This is a genomic window from Streptomyces cadmiisoli, from assembly GCF_003261055.1.
Classification (GTDB): domain Bacteria; phylum Actinomycetota; class Actinomycetes; order Streptomycetales; family Streptomycetaceae; genus Streptomyces; species Streptomyces cadmiisoli.
In genome coordinates this window covers 5,984,427-6,002,000 of sequence record NZ_CP030073.1, presented here as the reverse complement: position 1 = coordinate 6,002,000, position 17,574 = coordinate 5,984,427, and the positions used below count along the sequence as shown (strand labels likewise).

Sequence of the window (17,574 nt, the reverse complement as noted above, 5' to 3'; positions counted from 1 at the left end):
CCCGGGGTGAGGACGGCCCGTGCCCGCTTGCGCAGTCTCGAAGTGAACGGCTGCGCTCGGCAGCCGAACGACGGATCGAGAGGGATGCCATGTCCGCGACCACCACTTCGCACCACCGGTCCGCAACGGCGCAGGGCGCCGCCACCGGGCTGGTGGTCTTCGCCGCGGTGATGCTCTTCATCGGCGGTGTCCTCGACATCTTCCGAGGCATCATGGCCATCGCCAACGACGATGTCTTCGTGACCACCCCGCAGTACGTCTTCCGGTTCGACATCACCGGCTGGGGCTGGATCCATCTGGTCCTCGGAGCGCTCGCCGTCGTGGTCAGCCTGGGACTGTTCACGGCGGCCACCTGGGCGCGCGTCGTCGGGGTGGGACTGGCCGGCCTGCTGATCATCGCCAACTTCCTGGACCTGCCCTACTACCCGGTCTGGTCGATCATCCTGATCGCCCTGTACGCCTTCATCATCTGGGCGCTGTGCGTGGTCCGGCGGGACACTCCCGCGTAGGGCGCCGGCTCACTCGGGCAGTCGGCGCATCTCCGCCACGCGGAGTCCCAGCGCCTGGAGCCGGGAGAGCAGCCCGTACAGCTGGGCCTCGTCGACGACCGGACCGAACAGGACCGTCTGGTGCTGGACGAGGAAGCTCTCCAGTTCGGGGAACGCCGCGATCAGCGTGTCCGACATCTTTCCGTCGACGCGGATCTCGTATCGCATGAGGACGCTCTCCCGCTGCCTGGATGCTTTCGGACGGCCCCCCGTGCACGCCATGGTGGGCCGTCCGTCCGGCGCCGCGCATCACCCGGCCCAGGTGACCCCGTCGGGTGGTTCACAGCAGATGGAGCTCCCGGGCCCGGCGCACCGCCTCACCGCGCCGGGTCGCGGCGAGCTTGCGGTAGATGCTCTTGAGATGGGTCTTGACCGTGTTGACGGACAGATACAGGTCGGCGGCGATCTCCTCGGTCGACATCAACTGCGCGAGCCGTTCGAGGACTTGCTGTTCGCGGTCGCTGAGCTGCTCGACGACGGGCGCGGCGGCCGGCGCGCCGCGGGCCGCCGGCCGGGACGCGCCGAGCAGGGCGGTCGGCAGCCAGTCGTGGGAGTGGGCCAGCGTCGGTTCGCGGCGCAGCAGCCCCGGCAGCCAGGGACCGGTCTCCAGGAAGGGCCGCCGCAGATGCTCGGGCCGGGCCGTGGTCAGGGCGCGGGCGACCAGTCTGCGGGCGGCGGTCGCGTCCCCGGCGGCGTCCACGGCCTGCGCCCGGGTCAGCAGGATCCGCACCGCGAACGCCGGTGCCTCACGGTGGGGGTCGTCCGGTGCGAGCGCGTCGAGCAGGGCGAGCGCGGTGCCGTGTTCACCGAGGGCGAGCCGGGCGCGGGCCGCGGCGACCGTGTACTCCGGGCCGCTCTCGTGGTCCCGCAGACTCTTCAGGGCCGCCTGGGGGTCGCCCGCCGCGAGGTGCGCGGCGGACTCCGCCCAGGCCAGCCGGTCCTCCATCCAGGGCGGGACCGGTGCGGCGGGAGCCGGTCCCTCGGGCGGGCCGAGGGCCTTCAGGGCCGCGCCGGGCCGGCCCTGGGCCAGCCGCAGCCGGGCGCGGAGAATGCCCAGCTCGGCGGTGGCGACCGGGTCCTGGGCGAGGGCGGGCGAGTCGGCCACCTGCTCCAGCCGGGTCCGGGCGCTGGCGAGGTCGTCGCGTTCGACGGCCACCCCGGCCAGGACGAGTTGCCCGACGCCGGACCGGGCGGCGGGCGGCAGACCGGCGCGCTCCGCCTCGGCGAGGGCCTCGCACCCGTGGGCCTCGGCCCGGGACGGCCACCCCTCGAGGAAGTCGATCAGTGCCAGCCGGCCGAGGGACTCGTGCCGGGGGAAGGCCGTGAGCGATCCGTCGCCGGTGCGGGCGGCGGCGGACAGGTTCACCCGGGCGGCCTCGAAGCGGCCCGCCGCCAGCTGGGCGGTGCCGAGGCCGGTGAGCAGCAGGGCGGAGAGTTCGGGGTGGTCTTCCCGCCCCTCGGTGGGGATCCGTCCCTCCAGGGCCCGCGCGTCCCGGGCGGCGGCCTCCGCGAGCTCCGCCGAGCCGGTCACGCGGCCGGCCAGCACCCGTAGGAACGCCCAGGTGAAACGGGTGGTGGGCGGGCAGTCGGCGGGCAGCTCCCGTTCGGCCCGCCGCAGACAGTCCAGACCCCGGTCGGCGTCGTTGCGGGCCAGTGCCCGGGCGGCCCGCACGAGGTCCACCGCCGGGCCCGCGGCCGTCGCGTCCATGTGCGCGAACAGCTCGGCGAGACGGTCGGAGTCCAGGCCGGTGAACAGCCGCCCGATCGCCAGCTTGTCGACGAGCTGCGCCGCCGCCAGCTCCCAGTCCCCGGCGCGGGCGGCATGGGACAGCGCCTCGGCGAGCAGCCCGGCGTCGCTCAGCCAGTGGGCCGCGGCGAGATGCAGGCCGGGTTCCAGGCCGGGGTGCCGGACCCGCAGGTGGGCTTGCAGGATCTCGGCGAACAGCGGGTGCAGCCGGTACCAGGAGTGGCCGATGGGCTGCACGAACGCGTTGTCGCGGGCCAGCTCCGCGAGTACCTGGGCGGCGTCGTCCCGCCCGGTGAGGGCGTTCGCGAGGTCGGGGTGGATCCGGTCGAGGACGCTGGTGCGCAGCAGCAGGTCCTGGACCTCGTCGCTGCGCGAGGCCAGCACCTCCGCGAGCAGGAAGTCGGCGATGGTGCTGTGCCCCGCCTCGAACTCGCCGAGGAAGTCCTCGGGGTCGTCGGCGTGCAGCGCGGTCAGCACGCACAGGCGCAGCCCCGCCGCCCAGCCCTCGGTCCGCTCGGTCAGGGCACGCACCCCGTCGGCCGTCAGGGACAGTCCGTGCCGCTCGGCCAGCACCGCGGTCTCCCCGGGCTGGAACGCCAGATCGGCGGCGCGGATCTCGGTGACCTCACCGGCGGCGCGGTACCGGTGCAGGGGCAGCAGGGGTTCGGTGCGGCCGACGAGGATCAGACGCAGTCCGGCGCCCGCGTGTCGCAGGACGAACTCGATCTCGTCGGAGATCCGCGGCGCCCGGACGCGGTCGAACTCGTCGAGGACCAGGACGACGGGCTCGGCGAGTCCGTTCAGGTGGGCGGCGAGCCGGACGAGGAGCATCCGGTCGACCTCACCGGGCCGGGCGGGCCGGCCGATGTCCGCGGGCAGCGGCAGCCCGTGGTGGGCGAAGGCGTCGATGACGTACGCCCAGAAGACGCCGGGTGCGTTGTCGTCGGTCTCGACCGTGAGCCACACCACGGGCCACGGGGTGCGGTGCGGGGTGATCCAGTCGGCGACGAGCAGTGTCTTGCCCGCTCCGGCGGGGCCGTTGACCAGGGTCAGCGGTGTGTTCAGGGCGGCGGTGAGGCGGTCGGTCAGGCGCGCTCGGCCGACGTAGGTCTTCGGTACGGCCGGTACCGCGAACCGCGCGGCCAGCACGGGCCGGCCGTTCGGCGACACGGCCCCGGCGGCCCGATCGGAGTGGTCACCGCGAGAGGAACGGGGCATGCGGCTCACCAAGGAGGGGGGAGTTCTCGGGCTGCGCCGTGCACAGTCACTCTTCGATCATCACGGCACCGGACACCCGCCGCAAAAGATCGACGGGATCGTGTGCCGGACCGTCCCGGCGCTGGGGAGGAAGGCCCCGGTCCGCTCGGGGGCCGGATGGACGGCGCAGGTGAAAACGTTCCTGCACGGCAACGCGATGGTGGGGCGGGTGGGACTCGAACCCACGGCCGACGGATTATGAGTCCGCTGCTCTAACCGGCTGAGCTACCGCCCCATAGCGGCGTGTCGCGTACATGTGTGCGCGTCGTCTGCCGCAGCATAGCCGCTCATACGATCTCCTGCTCCGGATGGTCGGCTTCGCATGACCTTGAGGACTCCGCGCTGGCCGTGGCGGTTCCACCGGACATGAAAAAGGACCCCTGTGGGGTCCTCGTTCAGGCTGCTCCCCCGACTGGACTCGAACCAGTAACCTGCCGGTTAACAGCCGGCTGCTCTGCCAATTGAGCTACGGAGGATCGAGCTCCCCCGACTGGACTCGAACCAGTAACCTGCCGGTTAACAGCCGGCTGCTCTGCCAATTGAGCTACGGAGGAATGCCTCGTTGCATCGAACGCACCTGTCCGGGTATTCGCCAGAAGGCGCGCGTTCGCTGCGACACATACATTAGCGCAAGCAGGGGGGTGCTCCGCCAATCGGTACTCCCCGGCCACGTGCCGTGCCAGATACCTACGCAAGGGAAGGGTGGCCGCCATGCGTTACCGGCTCACGTTCGTTGTCGGAATCGCCGTGGGTTACGTGCTGGGCACGCGCGCCGGACGGGAGCGCTACGAGCAGCTGAAGAAGTCCGCGCGCCGGATCGCGCAGAACCCCGCCGTGCGCAACACCGCGGAGACCGCGGCGCAGCAGGGCCGTGTCTACGCCGGCAAGGCGTACCACGCGGTGAGCGAGAAGGTCGGCGACCGGATGCCGGACTCGGTGGCGCACCGGGTGCGCACGCTGCGCGAGCGCAACACGAACGGCTCCGCCGAGGACGACTGGGGCACCAGCAACACCTAGTGGACTGTCGCGGCTTAATTTCGCTGTGTGGTTGGGTAGAGGTGGCGTAGTTTCACGCGTGCGTCGTCGGTGGTGAAGTGCCAGTCGACTTGGCGCTGGTTGCTGTTGGTGTGCTGCTGCCAGGCGGCGAGTTCGGTGTTGAGCACGGTGAGGTCGTTGATGCGGCGGTCCAGGCACTGGCGGGTGAGCGCGGAAAGCTCGATCTCGGCGATGTTGAGCCAGGACCCGTGTTTGGGGGTGTGGTGGATCTCCAGGCGCTGGGCCAGCGCGAAGGCCTTTGCCGGGTCGAACGCCTCGTAGAGCGAGGCGGTGGTGTGGGTGTTGAGGTTGTCCATCACCAGCACGACCGTGGCGGCGTCGGGATAGTCCACGGTCAGCAGGTGTTCGACCTGGTGCGCCCAGTCGACCCTGGTCCGGCGGGACTGCGCGTCCACGCGCCGCCATCCGCGCAGCGGCTCGACCCAGCAGAAGATCGAGCAGGTCCCCGAGCGGACGTACTCGTTGTCCTCGCGCCGGTCACGGCCCGGCCTCGCGGGAAGCGGATCGCGGACGTGGCCGAGCAGCTGGTACGGCTTCTCGTCCATGCACACCACGGGGCGCGCCGGGTCGAAGGGTCGGCGGTAGACCGCCAGGACGTCCTCCATCGCCGCGGCGAAGGCCGCGTTCGCGGCCGGCGGGATGGTCCAGCACTTCTTCACGTGAGGGCGCAGTTCCGTTTTTTTAAGACCCGCCCGATCGTGGAGTGGTCCAGATCCGGGATGTCCTCAGCCAGCGCGACGTGCTTCTCCAGCAGGCGCAGCGACCAGCGGGCGTGTCCTTCGGGCGGCTTCGAGCAGGCCAGCGCAATCAGCCTTGCCTCGACCTCGCCGGTCACCGAGGAGGGCACCGGCGGCAGTGCGCGTTCCTTCCGGCCGACCGTGGCCCACACATCGCCCCCGGTCTCCGCGTACCGCTTCGAGATCAGGCGGACCGAATCGCACGAGACCCCGACCCGCTCCGCGATCACCGCCCGCGGAGCGACCTCACCGGCCGAGGTGTCCAACGCGAGCAGCACCCGCGCCCGCCTGATCATCGACGCGCTGCGGACCCCCGTCGTCGTCACACGCTCCAACGCCCGACGGTCTTCGGCACTCAAGACAACCGGATACTTCTTCTGCGAGGACACGGCACCCCTGCCCGGCCGAACGGAAGCATCAAGCGAAGCCTGCCCGACCCCAACTCCGTACGCCACAACGACACTTAGTCGCGACAGTCTACTAGTGCCGCATCAGGAAACGTCCGCCCGTCGAGGAGCGGCGTCGTGGGGGCACCTCCCACGCCTTTCAGGCAGTGGGGGAGCCTGCCGGGCGTCGCGACGGGGCGAAGGTTGCCTGCTACGGCACTGGAGTACGGCCCGGTTCCGGGCCCCGACCGGGGGACCGCGGCGCGACCCGGCGCGGTCATCGCTTCCGGTACGGCAGAATTTTGGCCATGGGGATAGTCGCTGGGCTGGACAGTTCGCCCGATTTCACTCGTATCGTCGTCTGCGACGCGGACACGGGAGCCGTGCTGCGGCAGGGTTATGCGCCGCATCCGATGGAAGGCCCCGAGGGTGGCCGGCCCAGCGATGTGGATCCACAGGCCTGGCTGCTGTCCCTCGGTGAGGCCGCCGGGGGCGGACTGCTCGAAGGCGTGCAGGCCATCGGCGTGTCCGCGCAGCAGAACGCGCTCGTGCCGCTGGACTCGCAGGGCGGCACCGTGCGCCCGGCGCTGGTCGGCGGGGACAAGCGGGCTCAGGTGGCGGCGGCCGATCTGATCGACGCGCTCGGCGGACGCGAGGCGTGGGCGCAGGCGGTGGGCTGTGTGCCGCAGGCCGCGCAGCCGGTGACCAAGCTGCGCTGGCTCGCCAAGAACGAACCCGACGCCGCCGCGCGCACGGCCGTCCTCATGCAGGCCCACGACTGGCTGGTGTGGCAGTTGCTCGGGCGGCCGGTGCGCCGGACCACCGATCGCGGCGGGGCCTCCGGGACCGGCTACTGGTCCGCGGCCATCGGCGCCTACCGGTCCGAGCTGGTCGAGCTGGCACTCGGTCACCAGGTGATGCTGCCCGAGGTGATCGGGCCCGCGGAGGCGGCCGGTACGACTCCCGAGGGGCTGCTGATCTCCGCCGGTACCGGCGAGACGATGGCGGCCGCGTTCGGGCTGGGGATCGGGCTGGGTGACGCGGTGGTGTCGCTGGGCGCCTCCGGGTCGGTGATGGCGGTCCATTCCGAGCCGCTGTACGACCAGACCGGAATGATCACTTCGCTGGCCGACGCCACCGGGATGCATCTGCCGGTGGTCACCACCCTGAACGCCGTGCGGACCCTGCGCGGTACGGCCGAACTGCTCGGGCTGGCCGACCTGGAGAGCCTGTCCGACCTCGCGCTGAAGTCGACGCCGGGCGCCCACGGTCTTGTGCTGCTGCCGTATCTGGAGGGTGAGCGGACGCCGGCGCTGCCGCACACCGCCGGGACGCTGGCGGGGCTGCGGCGCGAGTCGATGAAGGCCGAGCACCTGGCGCGGGCGGCGTTCGAGGGCATGCTGTGCGGGCTCGCGGACGCGCTGGACGTGCTGCGCGGCCGGGGTGTGGAGGTGCGGCGGGTCTTCCTGCTCGGACCGGCCGCCGAACTGCCCGCCGTACAGGCCTCGGCGCCCGCGTTGTTCGGGGCGCAGGTCGTCGTGCCGCAGCCCGCGGACTACGCGGCGATCGGCGCGGCCCGGCAGGCGGCGTGGGCGCTCGGTGTGTCGCAGGGCACACTCGACCCGCGCACCCCGCCGGCCTGGCAGGGCCCGGTGGCGCAAGTGCTGGAACCCGGTGAGGAACTGGCGGTGGGCCAGGCGGTGCGGCAGCAGTTCGTGTCGGTGCGGGAGCAGACCCACCCGGGGGCCTTCCGGCAGTGAGAGCCGTCCGCTGGGAAATTCGGTAGGTAACACCGGTGGAGTGTCCGACGATAGGGGCCACAGGCAACCAATTGCCTTCACCGCCGACTCCGAGAGACCAGTGTGCTCATACGACTTCTGCGGACCTATCTCAGGCCCTACAAGAGACCCATCACCTTCCTGGTGCTGCTGCAGTTCGTGCAGACCTGCGCCACGCTCTACCTGCCCACCCTCAACGCGGACATCATCGACAACGGTGTCGTCAACGGTGACAGCGGCTACATCCTGACGTTCGGCGCCGTGATGATCGGCGTCTCGCTCGCCCAGGTCGTCTGCAACATCGGTGCCGTCTACTACGGCGCGCGCACGGCCGCCGCGCTCGGCCGGGACGTGCGGGCCGATGTGTTCGACCGGGTGCAGTCGTTCTCCGCCCGCGAGGTCGGCCACTTCGGCGCCCCGTCACTGATCACCCGGACCACCAACGACGTGCAGCAGGTGCAGATGCTGGCCCTGATGACGTTCACACTGATGGTGTCGGCGCCGATCATGTGCGTCGGCGGCATCGTCATGGCGCTCGGCCTGGACGTACCGCTGTCCGGGGTGCTGGTCGCCGTGGTTCCCGTGCTCGGTGTCTGCGTGCTGCTGATCGTGCGGCGGCTGCGGCCGCTGTTCCGGTCCATGCAGGAGCGGCTGGACACGGTGAACCGGGTGCTGCGCGAGCAGATCACCGGCAACCGGGTGATCCGCGCCTTCGTGCGGGACGCCTACGAGGAGGAGCGGTTCCGCCGGGCGAACGCCGAGTTGACGGAGGTGTCGCTGGGCACCGGCAGGCTGCTCGCGCTGATGTTCCCGATCGTCATGACGGTGGTGAACCTGTCGTCGATCGCGGTGGTCTGGTTCGGTGCGCACCGGATCGACGGCGGCGGGATGGAGATCGGCGACCTGACGGCCTATCTCGCGTATCTGATGCAGATCGTGATGTCCGTGATGATGGCCACGTTCATGTTCATGATGGTGCCGCGGGCGGAGGTGTGCGCCGAGCGCGTCCAGGAGGTGCTCGGCACCTCGTCGAGCGTGGTCCCGCCGAGCAGCCCGGTCGTCGAGCTGCGCCGCCACGGCCATCTGGAGATCCGGGGGGCCGGCTTCCGCTACCCGGGTGCCGAGGAGGCCGTGCTCCGGGCCGTCGACCTGGTGGCCCGGCCGGGTGAGACGACCGCGGTGATCGGCTCCACCGGCAGCGGCAAATCCACCCTGCTGGGGCTGGTGCCGCGGCTGTTCGACGCCACCGACGGCGCGGTGCTCGTCGACGGGGTGGACGTGCGCACCGTCGAACCCGCGCTGCTGGCCCGGACCGTCGGACTCGTCCCGCAGAAGCCGTATCTGTTCGCCGGCACGGTGGCGACCAACCTCAGGTACGGCAGTCCGGACGCGACGGACGAGGAACTGTGGCACGCGCTGGAGGTGGCGCAGGCCAAGCCCTTCGTACAGGGACTGGAGGGCGGGCTCGACGCCCCGATCGCACAGGGCGGCACGAATGTCTCCGGCGGTCAGCGGCAGCGGCTGGCCATCGCGCGGACACTGGTCCAGCGCCCGGAGATCTACCTCTTCGACGACTCGTTCTCCGCACTCGACTACGCCACGGACGCGGCGCTGCGCGCGGCGCTGGCCCGGGAGACCGCCGAGGCGACCGTGGTGATCGTCGCCCAGCGGGTGGCGACCATCCGGGACGCCGACCGGATCGTCGTCCTCGACGAGGGCCGGGTGGTCGGCACCGGCCGGCACCAGGAGCTGATGGCGGACAACGAGACCTACCGGGAGATCGTGCTCTCCCAGCTGACGGAAGCGGAGGCTGCCTGATGGCCGGTCCCATGGGACGGATGATGGCCGGGACCGGCCCCGAGAACCGCTCGATCGAGTTCAAGGCGTCGGGCCGGCGCCTCGTCGGGCACTTCCGGCCCGAGCGGCTGACCATCTACGCGCTGCTCGGGTGCGTGGTGGTCAGCGTGGCGCTGTCGGTGGTCGGACCGAAGATCCTCGGGCAGGCCACCGACCTGGTGTTCGCCGGCATCGTCGGGCGGGACCTGCCGGGCGGGCAGACCAAGGAGCAGGCCCTCGACGCGATGCGGGAGGGCGGCGACGACGGCGTCGCCGACATGCTGCGCAGCACGGACTTCACGCCGGGCGAGGGCATCGACTTCACCGCGGTCGGCAACGTCCTGCTGCTGGCGCTCGCCGTGTTCCTCGCCGCGGGTCTGCTGATGGCGGTGGCGACCCGGCTGGTGAACCGGGCGGTCAACCGGACGATGTACCGGATGCGCGAGGACGTGCAGACGAAGCTGTCGCGGCTGCCGCTGTCGTACTTCGACCGGCGGCAGCGGGGCGAGGTGCTCAGCCGCGCCACCAACGACATCGACAACATCGGCCAGACCCTCCAGCAGTCGATGGGCCAGCTCATCAACTCGCTGCTGACCATCATCGGTGTGCTGGCGATGATGTTCTGGGTGTCGTGGATCCTCGCGCTGGTGGCGCTGGTGACCGTGCCGCTGTCGCTGTACGTGGCGACGCTGGTGGGCAAGCGGTCGCAGCCGCACTTCGTGGAGCAGTGGCGCACGACCGGCAAGCTGAACGCGCACATCGAGGAGATGTACACCGGGCACACGCTGGTGAAGGTGTTCGGGCGGCAGCAGGAGTCGGCACGGCACTTCGCCGAGCAGAACGACGCGCTCTACGAGGCCGGGTTCAAGGCGCAGTTCAACAGCGGCGTCATGCAGCCGCTGATGATGTTCGTGTCGAACCTGAACTACGTGCTGGTCGCCGTCGTGGGCGGGGTCCGGGTGGCGACCGGGTCGCTGTCGATCGGCGACGTGCAGGCCTTCATCCAGTACTCGCGGCAGTTCTCGATGCCGCTGACGCAGATCGCGTCGATGGCGAACCTGGTGCAGTCCGGCGTCGCCTCCGCCGAGCGGATCTTCGAACTCCTCGACGCGCAGGAGCAGTCGCAGGACCCGGTGCCGGGCGCCCGGCCGGAGGACCTGCGCGGGCGGGTGGCGCTGGAGGGCGTGTCCTTCCGGTACGACCCGGACAAGCCGCTCATCGAGGATCTTTCGCTCACGGTGGATCCCGGGCACACGGTCGCCATCGTGGGGCCGACCGGAGCGGGCAAGACCACGCTGGTGAATCTGCTCATGCGGTTCTACGAGGTCTCCGGCGGGCGCATCACCCTCGACGGCGTCGACATCGCGAAGATGTCCCGCGACGAACTGCGCGCCGGGATCGGCATGGTGCTCCAGGACACCTGGCTGTTCGGCGGCACCATCGCCGAGAACATCGCGTACGGCGCCGCGTCGAAGGTCACCCGCGGGGAGATCGAGGAGGCGGCGCGGGCGGCCCACGCGGACCGGTTCGTCCGCACGCTGCCGGACGGCTACGACACCGTGCTCGACGACGAGGGCACCGGGGTCAGCGCCGGTGAGAAGCAGCTCATCACCATCGCGCGGGCGTTCCTGTCCGACCCGGTGATCCTGGTGCTGGACGAGGCGACGTCCTCGGTGGACACCCGTACCGAGGTGCTGATCCAGAAGGCGATGGCCAAACTGGCCCACGGGCGGACGTCGTTCGTCATCGCGCACCGTCTGTCGACGATCCGGGACGCGGACACCATCCTCGTGATGGAGAACGGCTCCATCGTCGAACAGGGCGCGCACACGGAACTGCTCGCCCTGGACGGGGCGTACGCGCGGCTGTACAAGGCGCAGTTCGCGCAGGCGGTCGCGGAGGTCGACTAGGGCCGGTCGGCCCTAGGGCCGTCAGCAGGGCCTGTCCGACGATTCGCGTGGCAGACGGGAATCGTCGGAACAGGCCCTGACCGTCCCGGGGGCCGCCGCCGTCCGGCGGCCCCCGGTCAGTCCAGATAGCCGCGCAGTTGGTCGGCGAAGGCGTGGTCCCTGAGCTTGTTCAGGGTCTTGGACTCGATCTGCCGTATGCGCTCCCGGGTCACGCCGAAGATGCGGCCGATCTCCTCCAGCGTGCGGGGCCGTCCGTCGGCGAGGCCGTAGCGGAGCTGCACGACCTTGCGCTCCCGCTCCCCGAGCGTCGACAGGACCGCCTCCAGATGCTCCCTGAGCAGCAGGAACGCGGCGGACTCGACGGGGCTGGCGGCGTCGCCGTCCTCGATGAGGTCACCGAGGGCGACGTCGTCCTCCTCGCCCACCGGGGCGTGCAGCGAGACCGGTTCCTGCGCGAGGCGCAGCACCTCGCTGACCCGCTCCGGCAGCAGGTCGAGGTGGTCGGCGACCTCCTCGGGGGTCGGCTCGTAGCCGCGCTCCTGGAGCATGCGGCGCTGGACCCGGACGACCCGGTTGATCAGCTCGACGACGTGCACCGGGACGCGGATCGTGCGGGCCTGGTCGGCGAGCGCGCGGGACATCGCCTGGCGGATCCACCAGGTGGCGTAGGTGGAGAACTTGTAGCCGCGGGCGTAGTCGAACTTCTCGACCGCCCGGATCAGCCCGAGGTTCCCTTCCTGCACCAGGTCGAGCATGGTCAGCCCGCGGCCGACGTACCGCTTGGCCACGGACACGACGAGCCGCAGGTTCGCCTCGATCAGCCGCCGCTTGGCCATCCGGCCCATCACGACGAGCCGGTCCAGGTCCAGGGCCAGCTGCGAGTCCAGGTCGGGGGTGCTGCCCAGCTTCTCCTCGGCGAACAGGCCGGCCTCGACCCGGCGGGCGAGTTCGACCTCCTCGGCCGCGGTGAGCAGCGGGATACGGCCGATCTCGCGCAGGTACTGGCGGAACAGGTCCGAGGAGGGCCCGCTGTTGTCGACCCGGCCCGGCAGGGGTGGTTCGACGGGCTCGGGGACGACCTCGCCGGCGTCGGTGGGCGGCTCGGCCGGAACCTGCGCCTCACCGTCCGTCCCCGCCTCCGGGTGGTGCGCGGCACGGCTCTGCGGCGGCACGGCCGCGAGCATGCCGGGCTCCGCGCCCGGTTCCGCGCCGTCGGTGGCGATGTCGGTCTGGCTGAGGGTCTGGGTCTGCACGGGGGCGACCTCCAGGATGATCGCTGCTGAGTGGTACGGCAGCGCTGCTCGGGGGGCGGAGTCGGCGGCCTCGCCGCTTTCCGTCCCGAACGCGATGAGCGGAACAGCGGGGGTGAAGGACCCGTGGGGGACGGATCGGCCGCGCTCCGAGGACTCAGGCACCGGAACCCAGTGTGGGGTAAGACACATCTCCGCCACGAGGGGCGTGCGGTGACTTTTTGCTTCCGCTCGGTGACCGGACGGTGACAGCCTCCGCCCGCCGGGGCTCAGAGAGCGGCCGCGCCCTGCTCCCGGAGTGCCTGTCCGTACTGCTGGAGCACCCACAACTCGTTCTGCACGGCCGCGAGTCGGGCCGGGTCCCCGGCACTGCCCAGCCGGGCCAGGGTGCTCTGGACGTCCTGGATGCGGCGGTCCACGGCGCGGCGGCGGACCATGACGAGCTGGTCGCCCGCGTACGCCTCGTCGACCGTGCGGCGCATGATCGCCTCGACGGCCAGCTCCGTGACCACGGCGCGCACGGTGTCGTCGGGCGCCGCGTCCCGCACCCGGACCAGGTACTCCTGGGGGTCCTGCACGCCGTACTCGGCGCCGCCCGCGTCCAGGACGGCCTGGCGCACCGCGGCGTAGGGCGGGGCGGTGAACTCGTCCACGCCGTACGCGTCGAACGCCGGGGAGACCAGCTCCGGGCGCTGGAGGGCGAGTTTGAGCAGCTCGCGTTCGGTGGCGTGGACGGGGTTGCGCAGGTGCAGGGCCGGGCCCGCCGCGGAGGGACGGGCGGCCGGCTCGTACTGCTGCTGGGGGGCGCGGGCGGGCGCCGGGCCCTTGCCGCCGCGGTCACGGGCCCAACGGGCCAGCTGGGCGACCCGCTTGACCACGAACTGCGTGTCGAGGATGCCGAGCATGCCGGCGAGCTGGACCGCGACCTCGTGCTGGGCGCCGCTGTTCTTGATGCGGGCGACGACGGGCGCGGCCTCGTCCAGCGCGGCCGCCCGGCCCGCCGGGGTGTCCAGGTCGTAGCGGACGACGATCTGGCGCAGCGCGAACTCGAACAGCGGGGTGCGCGGTTCGACCAGCTCGGCCACCGCCTCGTCGCCCTTGGCCAGGCGCAGATCGCAGGGGTCCATGCCGTCCGGGGCGACGGCGATGTAGGTCTCGGCGGCGAACTTCTGGTCGTCCTCGAAGGCCCGCAGCGCCGCCTTCTGGCCGGCCGCGTCGCCGTCGAAGGTGAAGATCACACGGGCCGAGCCGTTGTCCATCAGCAGACGGCGCAGGATCTTGATGTGGTCGCCGCCGAACGCCGTGCCGCAGGTCGCGATGGCGGTGGTGACGCCGGCCAGGTGGCAGGCCATGACGTCGGTGTAGCCCTCGACGACGACCGCGCGGCTGGCCTTGGCGATGTCCTTCTTCGCGAGGTCGATGCCGTAGAGGACCTGCGACTTGCGATAGATGGCGGTTTCGGGCGTGTTCAGGTACTTCGGCCCGTTGTCCGCCTCGTAGAGCTTTCGCGCGCCGAAGCCGACCACCTCGCCGCCGATGTCGCGGATCGGCCACATCAGCCGGCCGCGGAAGCGGTCGATGGGGCCGCGCCGGCCCTCCTGGGAGAGGCCGGAGAGCAGCAGCTCCTTGTCGGTGAAGCCCTTGCCGCGCAGATACCGGGTGAGGTGGTCCCAGCCCTGCGGGCTGTAGCCGACGCCGAAGTGGACGGCGGCGGCCTGGTCGAAGCCGCGGTCGGCGAGGAAGACCCGGCCGGCCTCCGCCTCCGGGCCGGTGGCGAGCTGCTCCGCGTACCACTCCGCGGCGATCTTGTGGGCCTCGACCAGGCGGATCCGCTCGCCGCGCTGGTGGGCCGGGTTGTACCCGCCCTCCTCGTAGCGCAGGGTGATGCCGGCCTGGGCGGCGAGCCGCTCGACGGCCTCCGAGAAGGAGAGGTGGTCGACCTTCATCACGAAGGTGAGGGTGTCGCCGCCCTCCTGGCAGCCGAAGCAGTGGAAGAGGCCCTTGCTGGGGCTGACCTGGAAGGACGGTGACTTCTCGTCGTGGAACGGGCACAGGCCCTTGAGGTTGCCGCCGCCCGCGTTGCGCAGCTGGAGGTACTCGGACACCACGGCGTCGATCGGGACCGCGTCCCGTACCGCCTTCACGTCCTCGTCGTTGATCCGTCCTGCCACGAGGTGAGTCTACGGGGCCGGACCGACAGCGCCGGGGCGAGCCCGGCCGGGTTCCGGGGTGCCCCGGAACCGCGCCACGGGGCGATGCGCCTAGGGCACGAGGGTCTCCAGCGGCACGTGCGGGTCCGCCAGCGCCTCCGTGTCCACCTCGGCCCGTGACCGGATCAGTTTCTGGACGTGCTCTGTGACGTCCCACACATTGACGTTCATCCCGGCCAGCACCCGGCCCTCGGACAGCCAGAACGCGATGAACTCGCGCTTGCCGGCGTCGCCCCGGATCACCACCTGGTCGTACGACCCCGGCGGCGCCCATCCGGAGTACTCCATCCCGAGGTCGTACTGGTCGGAGAAGAAGTAGGGCACGCGGTCGTAGACGACCTCCCGGCCCAGCATGGCCCGGGCCGCCGCCGGACCGCCGTTCAGCGCGTTGGCCCAGTGCTCCACCCGCAGCCGGGTGCCGAACAGGGCGTGCGGGAAGGCCGCGGCGTCGCCGGCGACGTAGATGTCGGGGTCGGAGGAGCGCAGGCTCTCGTCGACCAGGACGCCCCCGCCCCCGGAGCGGTCGGCCAGCTCCAGTCCGGCCGCCTCGGCGAGGGAGACCCGCGGCGCCGCGCCGATCGCGGCGAGCACGTCGTGGGCGGGGTGCTCCTCCCCGTCGTCGGTCCGGGCCGCCAGGACCATGCCGTCCTGGCCGATGATCTCGGTCAGCCGGACGCCGAAGCGGAAGCGGACACCGTGCTCGCGGTGCAGCTCGGCGAAGATCATCCCCAGTTCGGGGCCGAGGACGCCGTGCAGCGGGGTCGGCTCCGGCTCGACGACGGTGACCTCGGCGCCGTACTGGCGGGCCGCGGCGGCGATCTCCAGGCCGATCCAGCCGGCACCGGCGATCACGAGGTGGCCGTTGTCCCGGCCGAGGGAGGCGAGGACGCCCTTGAGCCGTTCGGCGTGGGCGAGGCGGCGCAGATGGTGGACACCCGCGAGGTCGGTGCCCGGGACGTCCAGCCGGCGCGGCTCGGCTCCCGTGGCCAGCAGCAGCTTGTCGTAGCGGACGACCGTGCCGTCCTCGCCGAAGCGGACCGTCCGGGCCGTGCGGTCGATGGCGTCGACGGTCTGGCCGAGGTGCAGCTCGATGTCGTTGCGCGCGTACCAGGCGGGCTCGTGCACGAAGACGGTGTCGCGCTCCTCCTTGCCGAGGAGGTAGCCCTTGGACAACGCCGGGCGTTCGTACGGATGGTCGCGCTCGTCGCAGATCAGTATCACGCGGCCGGTGAACCCCTCCGCGCGAAGCGTTTCGGCCGCCTTGGCGCCGGCCAGTCCGCCACCGACGATGACGAATGTCTGATCCGCGTCGACCACTTGATGCCTCCTCGTGAACGTTCAGCCACCTGCGAGCGTCCCGCACGCAGCGTGATGGGGGAAGAGGGGGTGACCCGATCAGGCCACGGAGGGTCACCTTCGAGTGCTCGTACGCCCCACGCGTTTCCCCGCGTCACTGCGGGCACGCTACGGCGTACGGACGGGCAACTTGCGTTTTTCCCCGTCCTGTTGACGAGATCTTGGTTTCCGGCCGGTCAGCGGGGTGCGGTCAGCCGGGTGTGCAGCGCGCGGGCCGAGGCGTCGGTCAGCGAGGCGATCTGGTCGACGATCACCCGTTTGCGGGCGCGGTCGTCGGGCGCAGCGTCGAACAGCGCGCGGAACTGCGGATCGAGGCCGTCCGGGGCGCGGGCGGTGAGCGCCTCGGCGAGTTCGGCGACCACGATCCGCTGGTCGGCGCGGAGCCGGGCCTGCTCGGCGCGCTGCATCACGTACCGGTCGGCGACCGCCTTCAGTACCGCGCACTCCAGGCGTGTCCCGCGCGGGACGACCAGTTCGGCGGAGTACCGGCTGAGCCGGCCGCCGCCGTACGCCTCACGGGTGGCGCTCTCGGCGGCCAGGCAGAAGCGGCCGATGAGCTGGCTGGTGGCGTCCTTGAGCCGGGCCTGGGCGACGGCGGACCCGTCGTAGCCGTGCGGCCACCACTCCTGGTCCAGCAGCCGGTCGAGGGCGTCGGACAGTTCGGCGGGGTCGGTGCCGGCCGGGACGTACCGCCCGATCGCGACCTCGAACACCGCCTGCCGTTCGGGCTCGGCGTGCAGGCAGTTGGGGTCGAGGTGACCGGCGTGCAGACCGTCCTCGACGTCGTGCACCGAGTACGCGACGTCGTCCGACCAGTCCATCACCTGCGCCTCGAAGCAGGTGCGGGTGCCGGGGGCGTCCTTGCGGGCCCAGTCGAACACCGGGCGGTCGTCCTCGTAGAAACCGAACTTGCGCGACGCCGGGTCGGTGGGGTGGGCGCCGCGGGGCCAGGGGTACTTGGTGGCGGCGTCGAGGGCGGCGCGGGTGAGGTTGAGTCCGACGCTCACCGGGTCGCCGGTCGCCGCGCTGCTCACGAAGCGTTTGGGTTCGATGCGGGTCAGCAGGCGCAGGGACTGGGCGTTGCCCTCGAAGCCGCCGCAGTCGTGGGCGAATTCGTCGAGTGCCTGCTCACCGTTGTGCCCGAAGGGCGGGTGGCCCAGGTCGTGCGAGAGGCAGGCCGCCTCGACCAGGTCGGGGTCGCAGCCGAGGGCCGCGCCGAGTTCCCGGCCGACCTGGGCGCATTCGAGGGAGTGCGTCAGACGGGTGCGGGGGCTGGGATCCCAGGCCTGGGCGCTGGTGCCGGGCGTCACCACCTGCGTCTTGCCGGCCAGTCTGCGCAGGGCCGCGGAGTGGAGGATGCGGGCGCGGTCGCGCTGGAAGGCGGTGCGACCGGGGCGTTTGTCGGGCTCCGGGGCCCAGCGTTCGACCGATGTCGGGTCGTAGCCGGCGGGCGGGACGTGGTTCTCGTACGGGTGCGGTGCGGTGCCTTCCATGTCATGACAG

The 17,574-nt window shown here is 71.5% G+C and carries 13 protein-coding genes and 3 tRNA genes; 5 read left to right on the top strand and 11 right to left on the bottom strand.

Features of this window, described 5'->3' with window-relative positions:
* The first annotated feature begins 89 nt into the window (after positions 1 to 89).
* A complete protein-coding gene (locus DN051_RS26195) occupies positions 90 to 509 on the top strand; it encodes a DUF7144 family membrane protein (RefSeq protein WP_053758278.1) in 420 nt (139 codons plus the stop codon).
* 9 nt (positions 510 to 518) lie between these two features.
* Here DN051_RS26195 and DN051_RS26190 read toward each other — a convergent pair whose 3' ends face one another.
* The 5 genes from DN051_RS26190 to DN051_RS26170 all read right to left on the bottom strand — a co-directional run bounded on the left by DN051_RS26190 (position 519) and on the right by DN051_RS26170 (position 4,106).
* Complete coding sequence (locus tag DN051_RS26190) at positions 519 to 716, bottom strand: hypothetical protein (RefSeq protein WP_053758277.1); 198 nt, start codon at positions 714 to 716, stop codon at positions 519 to 521.
* Between the two features lie 112 nt (positions 717 to 828).
* Positions 829 to 3,513, bottom strand: a complete 2,685-nt coding sequence (locus tag DN051_RS26185; protein WP_053758276.1) for a winged helix-turn-helix domain-containing protein — start codon at positions 3,511 to 3,513, stop codon at positions 829 to 831.
* A 197-nt stretch (positions 3,514 to 3,710) separates the two neighbouring features.
* Positions 3,711 to 3,787 (bottom strand) — tRNA-Ile (locus DN051_RS26180).
* Between the two features lie 168 nt (positions 3,788 to 3,955).
* Positions 3,956 to 4,028: transfer RNA gene (locus DN051_RS26175), tRNA-Asn, on the bottom strand.
* Between the two features lie 5 nt (positions 4,029 to 4,033).
* Positions 4,034 to 4,106, bottom strand: a tRNA-Asn gene (locus DN051_RS26170).
* 157 nt (positions 4,107 to 4,263) lie between these two features.
* Between DN051_RS26170 and DN051_RS26165 the strand changes: the two genes are divergently transcribed.
* On the top strand, positions 4,264 to 4,569 hold the full coding sequence (locus DN051_RS26165) for a YtxH domain-containing protein (RefSeq protein WP_112442447.1): 306 nt from the start codon (positions 4,264 to 4,266) through the stop codon (positions 4,567 to 4,569).
* 14 nt (positions 4,570 to 4,583) lie between these two features.
* Here DN051_RS26165 and DN051_RS45890 read toward each other — a convergent pair whose 3' ends face one another.
* Positions 4,584 to 5,267 carry an IS630 family transposase gene (locus DN051_RS45890; protein ID WP_199314655.1) on the bottom strand — a complete coding sequence of 228 codons (684 nt, stop codon included), beginning with the start codon at positions 5,265 to 5,267 and terminating at the stop codon, positions 4,584 to 4,586.
* Positions 5,264 to 5,671 (bottom strand): helix-turn-helix domain-containing protein, encoded by a 408-nt coding sequence (locus DN051_RS45885; protein ID WP_246040655.1) that lies wholly within the window; start codon positions 5,669 to 5,671, stop codon positions 5,264 to 5,266. The genes DN051_RS45890 and DN051_RS45885 overlap by 4 nt, the downstream gene beginning before the upstream one ends.
* A 368-nt stretch (positions 5,672 to 6,039) precedes the next feature.
* Between DN051_RS45885 and DN051_RS26155 the strand changes: the two genes are divergently transcribed.
* From DN051_RS26155 to DN051_RS26145, 3 genes are all read left to right on the top strand, one after another.
* Positions 6,040 to 7,491, top strand: a complete 1,452-nt coding sequence (locus tag DN051_RS26155; protein WP_079000717.1) for an FGGY family carbohydrate kinase — start codon at positions 6,040 to 6,042, stop codon at positions 7,489 to 7,491.
* A gap of 102 nt (positions 7,492 to 7,593) precedes the next feature.
* Entirely contained in the window at positions 7,594 to 9,327 is a 1,734-nt protein-coding gene (locus DN051_RS26150; RefSeq protein WP_053758274.1) for an ABC transporter ATP-binding protein, read from the top strand.
* Positions 9,327 to 11,255, top strand: coding sequence for an ABC transporter ATP-binding protein (locus DN051_RS26145; protein WP_112439611.1), 1,929 nt, complete (start codon positions 9,327 to 9,329; stop codon positions 11,253 to 11,255). The genes DN051_RS26150 and DN051_RS26145 overlap by 1 nt, the downstream gene beginning before the upstream one ends.
* Before the next feature lie 116 nt (positions 11,256 to 11,371).
* Here the strand turns inward: DN051_RS26145 and DN051_RS26140 are convergent, their stop codons facing one another.
* The 4 genes from DN051_RS26140 to DN051_RS26125 all read right to left on the bottom strand — a co-directional run bounded on the left by DN051_RS26140 (position 11,372) and on the right by DN051_RS26125 (position 17,564).
* Positions 11,372 to 12,670 carry an RNA polymerase sigma factor gene (locus tag DN051_RS26140; protein ID WP_053758272.1) on the bottom strand — a complete coding sequence of 433 codons (1,299 nt, stop codon included), beginning with the start codon at positions 12,668 to 12,670 and terminating at the stop codon, positions 11,372 to 11,374.
* Between the two features lie 104 nt (positions 12,671 to 12,774).
* Entirely contained in the window at positions 12,775 to 14,676 is a 1,902-nt protein-coding gene (gene dnaG / locus DN051_RS26135) for a DNA primase (RefSeq protein WP_053758271.1), read from the bottom strand.
* A 90-nt stretch (positions 14,677 to 14,766) separates the two neighbouring features.
* The gene (locus tag DN051_RS26130; protein ID WP_053758270.1) at positions 14,767 to 16,032 is read right to left on the bottom strand and encodes an NAD(P)/FAD-dependent oxidoreductase; all 1,266 of its coding nucleotides are present in this window, start codon (positions 16,030 to 16,032) and stop codon (positions 14,767 to 14,769) included.
* A gap of 215 nt (positions 16,033 to 16,247) precedes the next feature.
* Positions 16,248 to 17,564 (bottom strand): deoxyguanosinetriphosphate triphosphohydrolase, encoded by a 1,317-nt coding sequence (locus DN051_RS26125; protein ID WP_053758269.1) that lies wholly within the window; start codon positions 17,562 to 17,564, stop codon positions 16,248 to 16,250.
* Between the last annotated feature and the right edge of the window lie 10 nt (positions 17,565 to 17,574).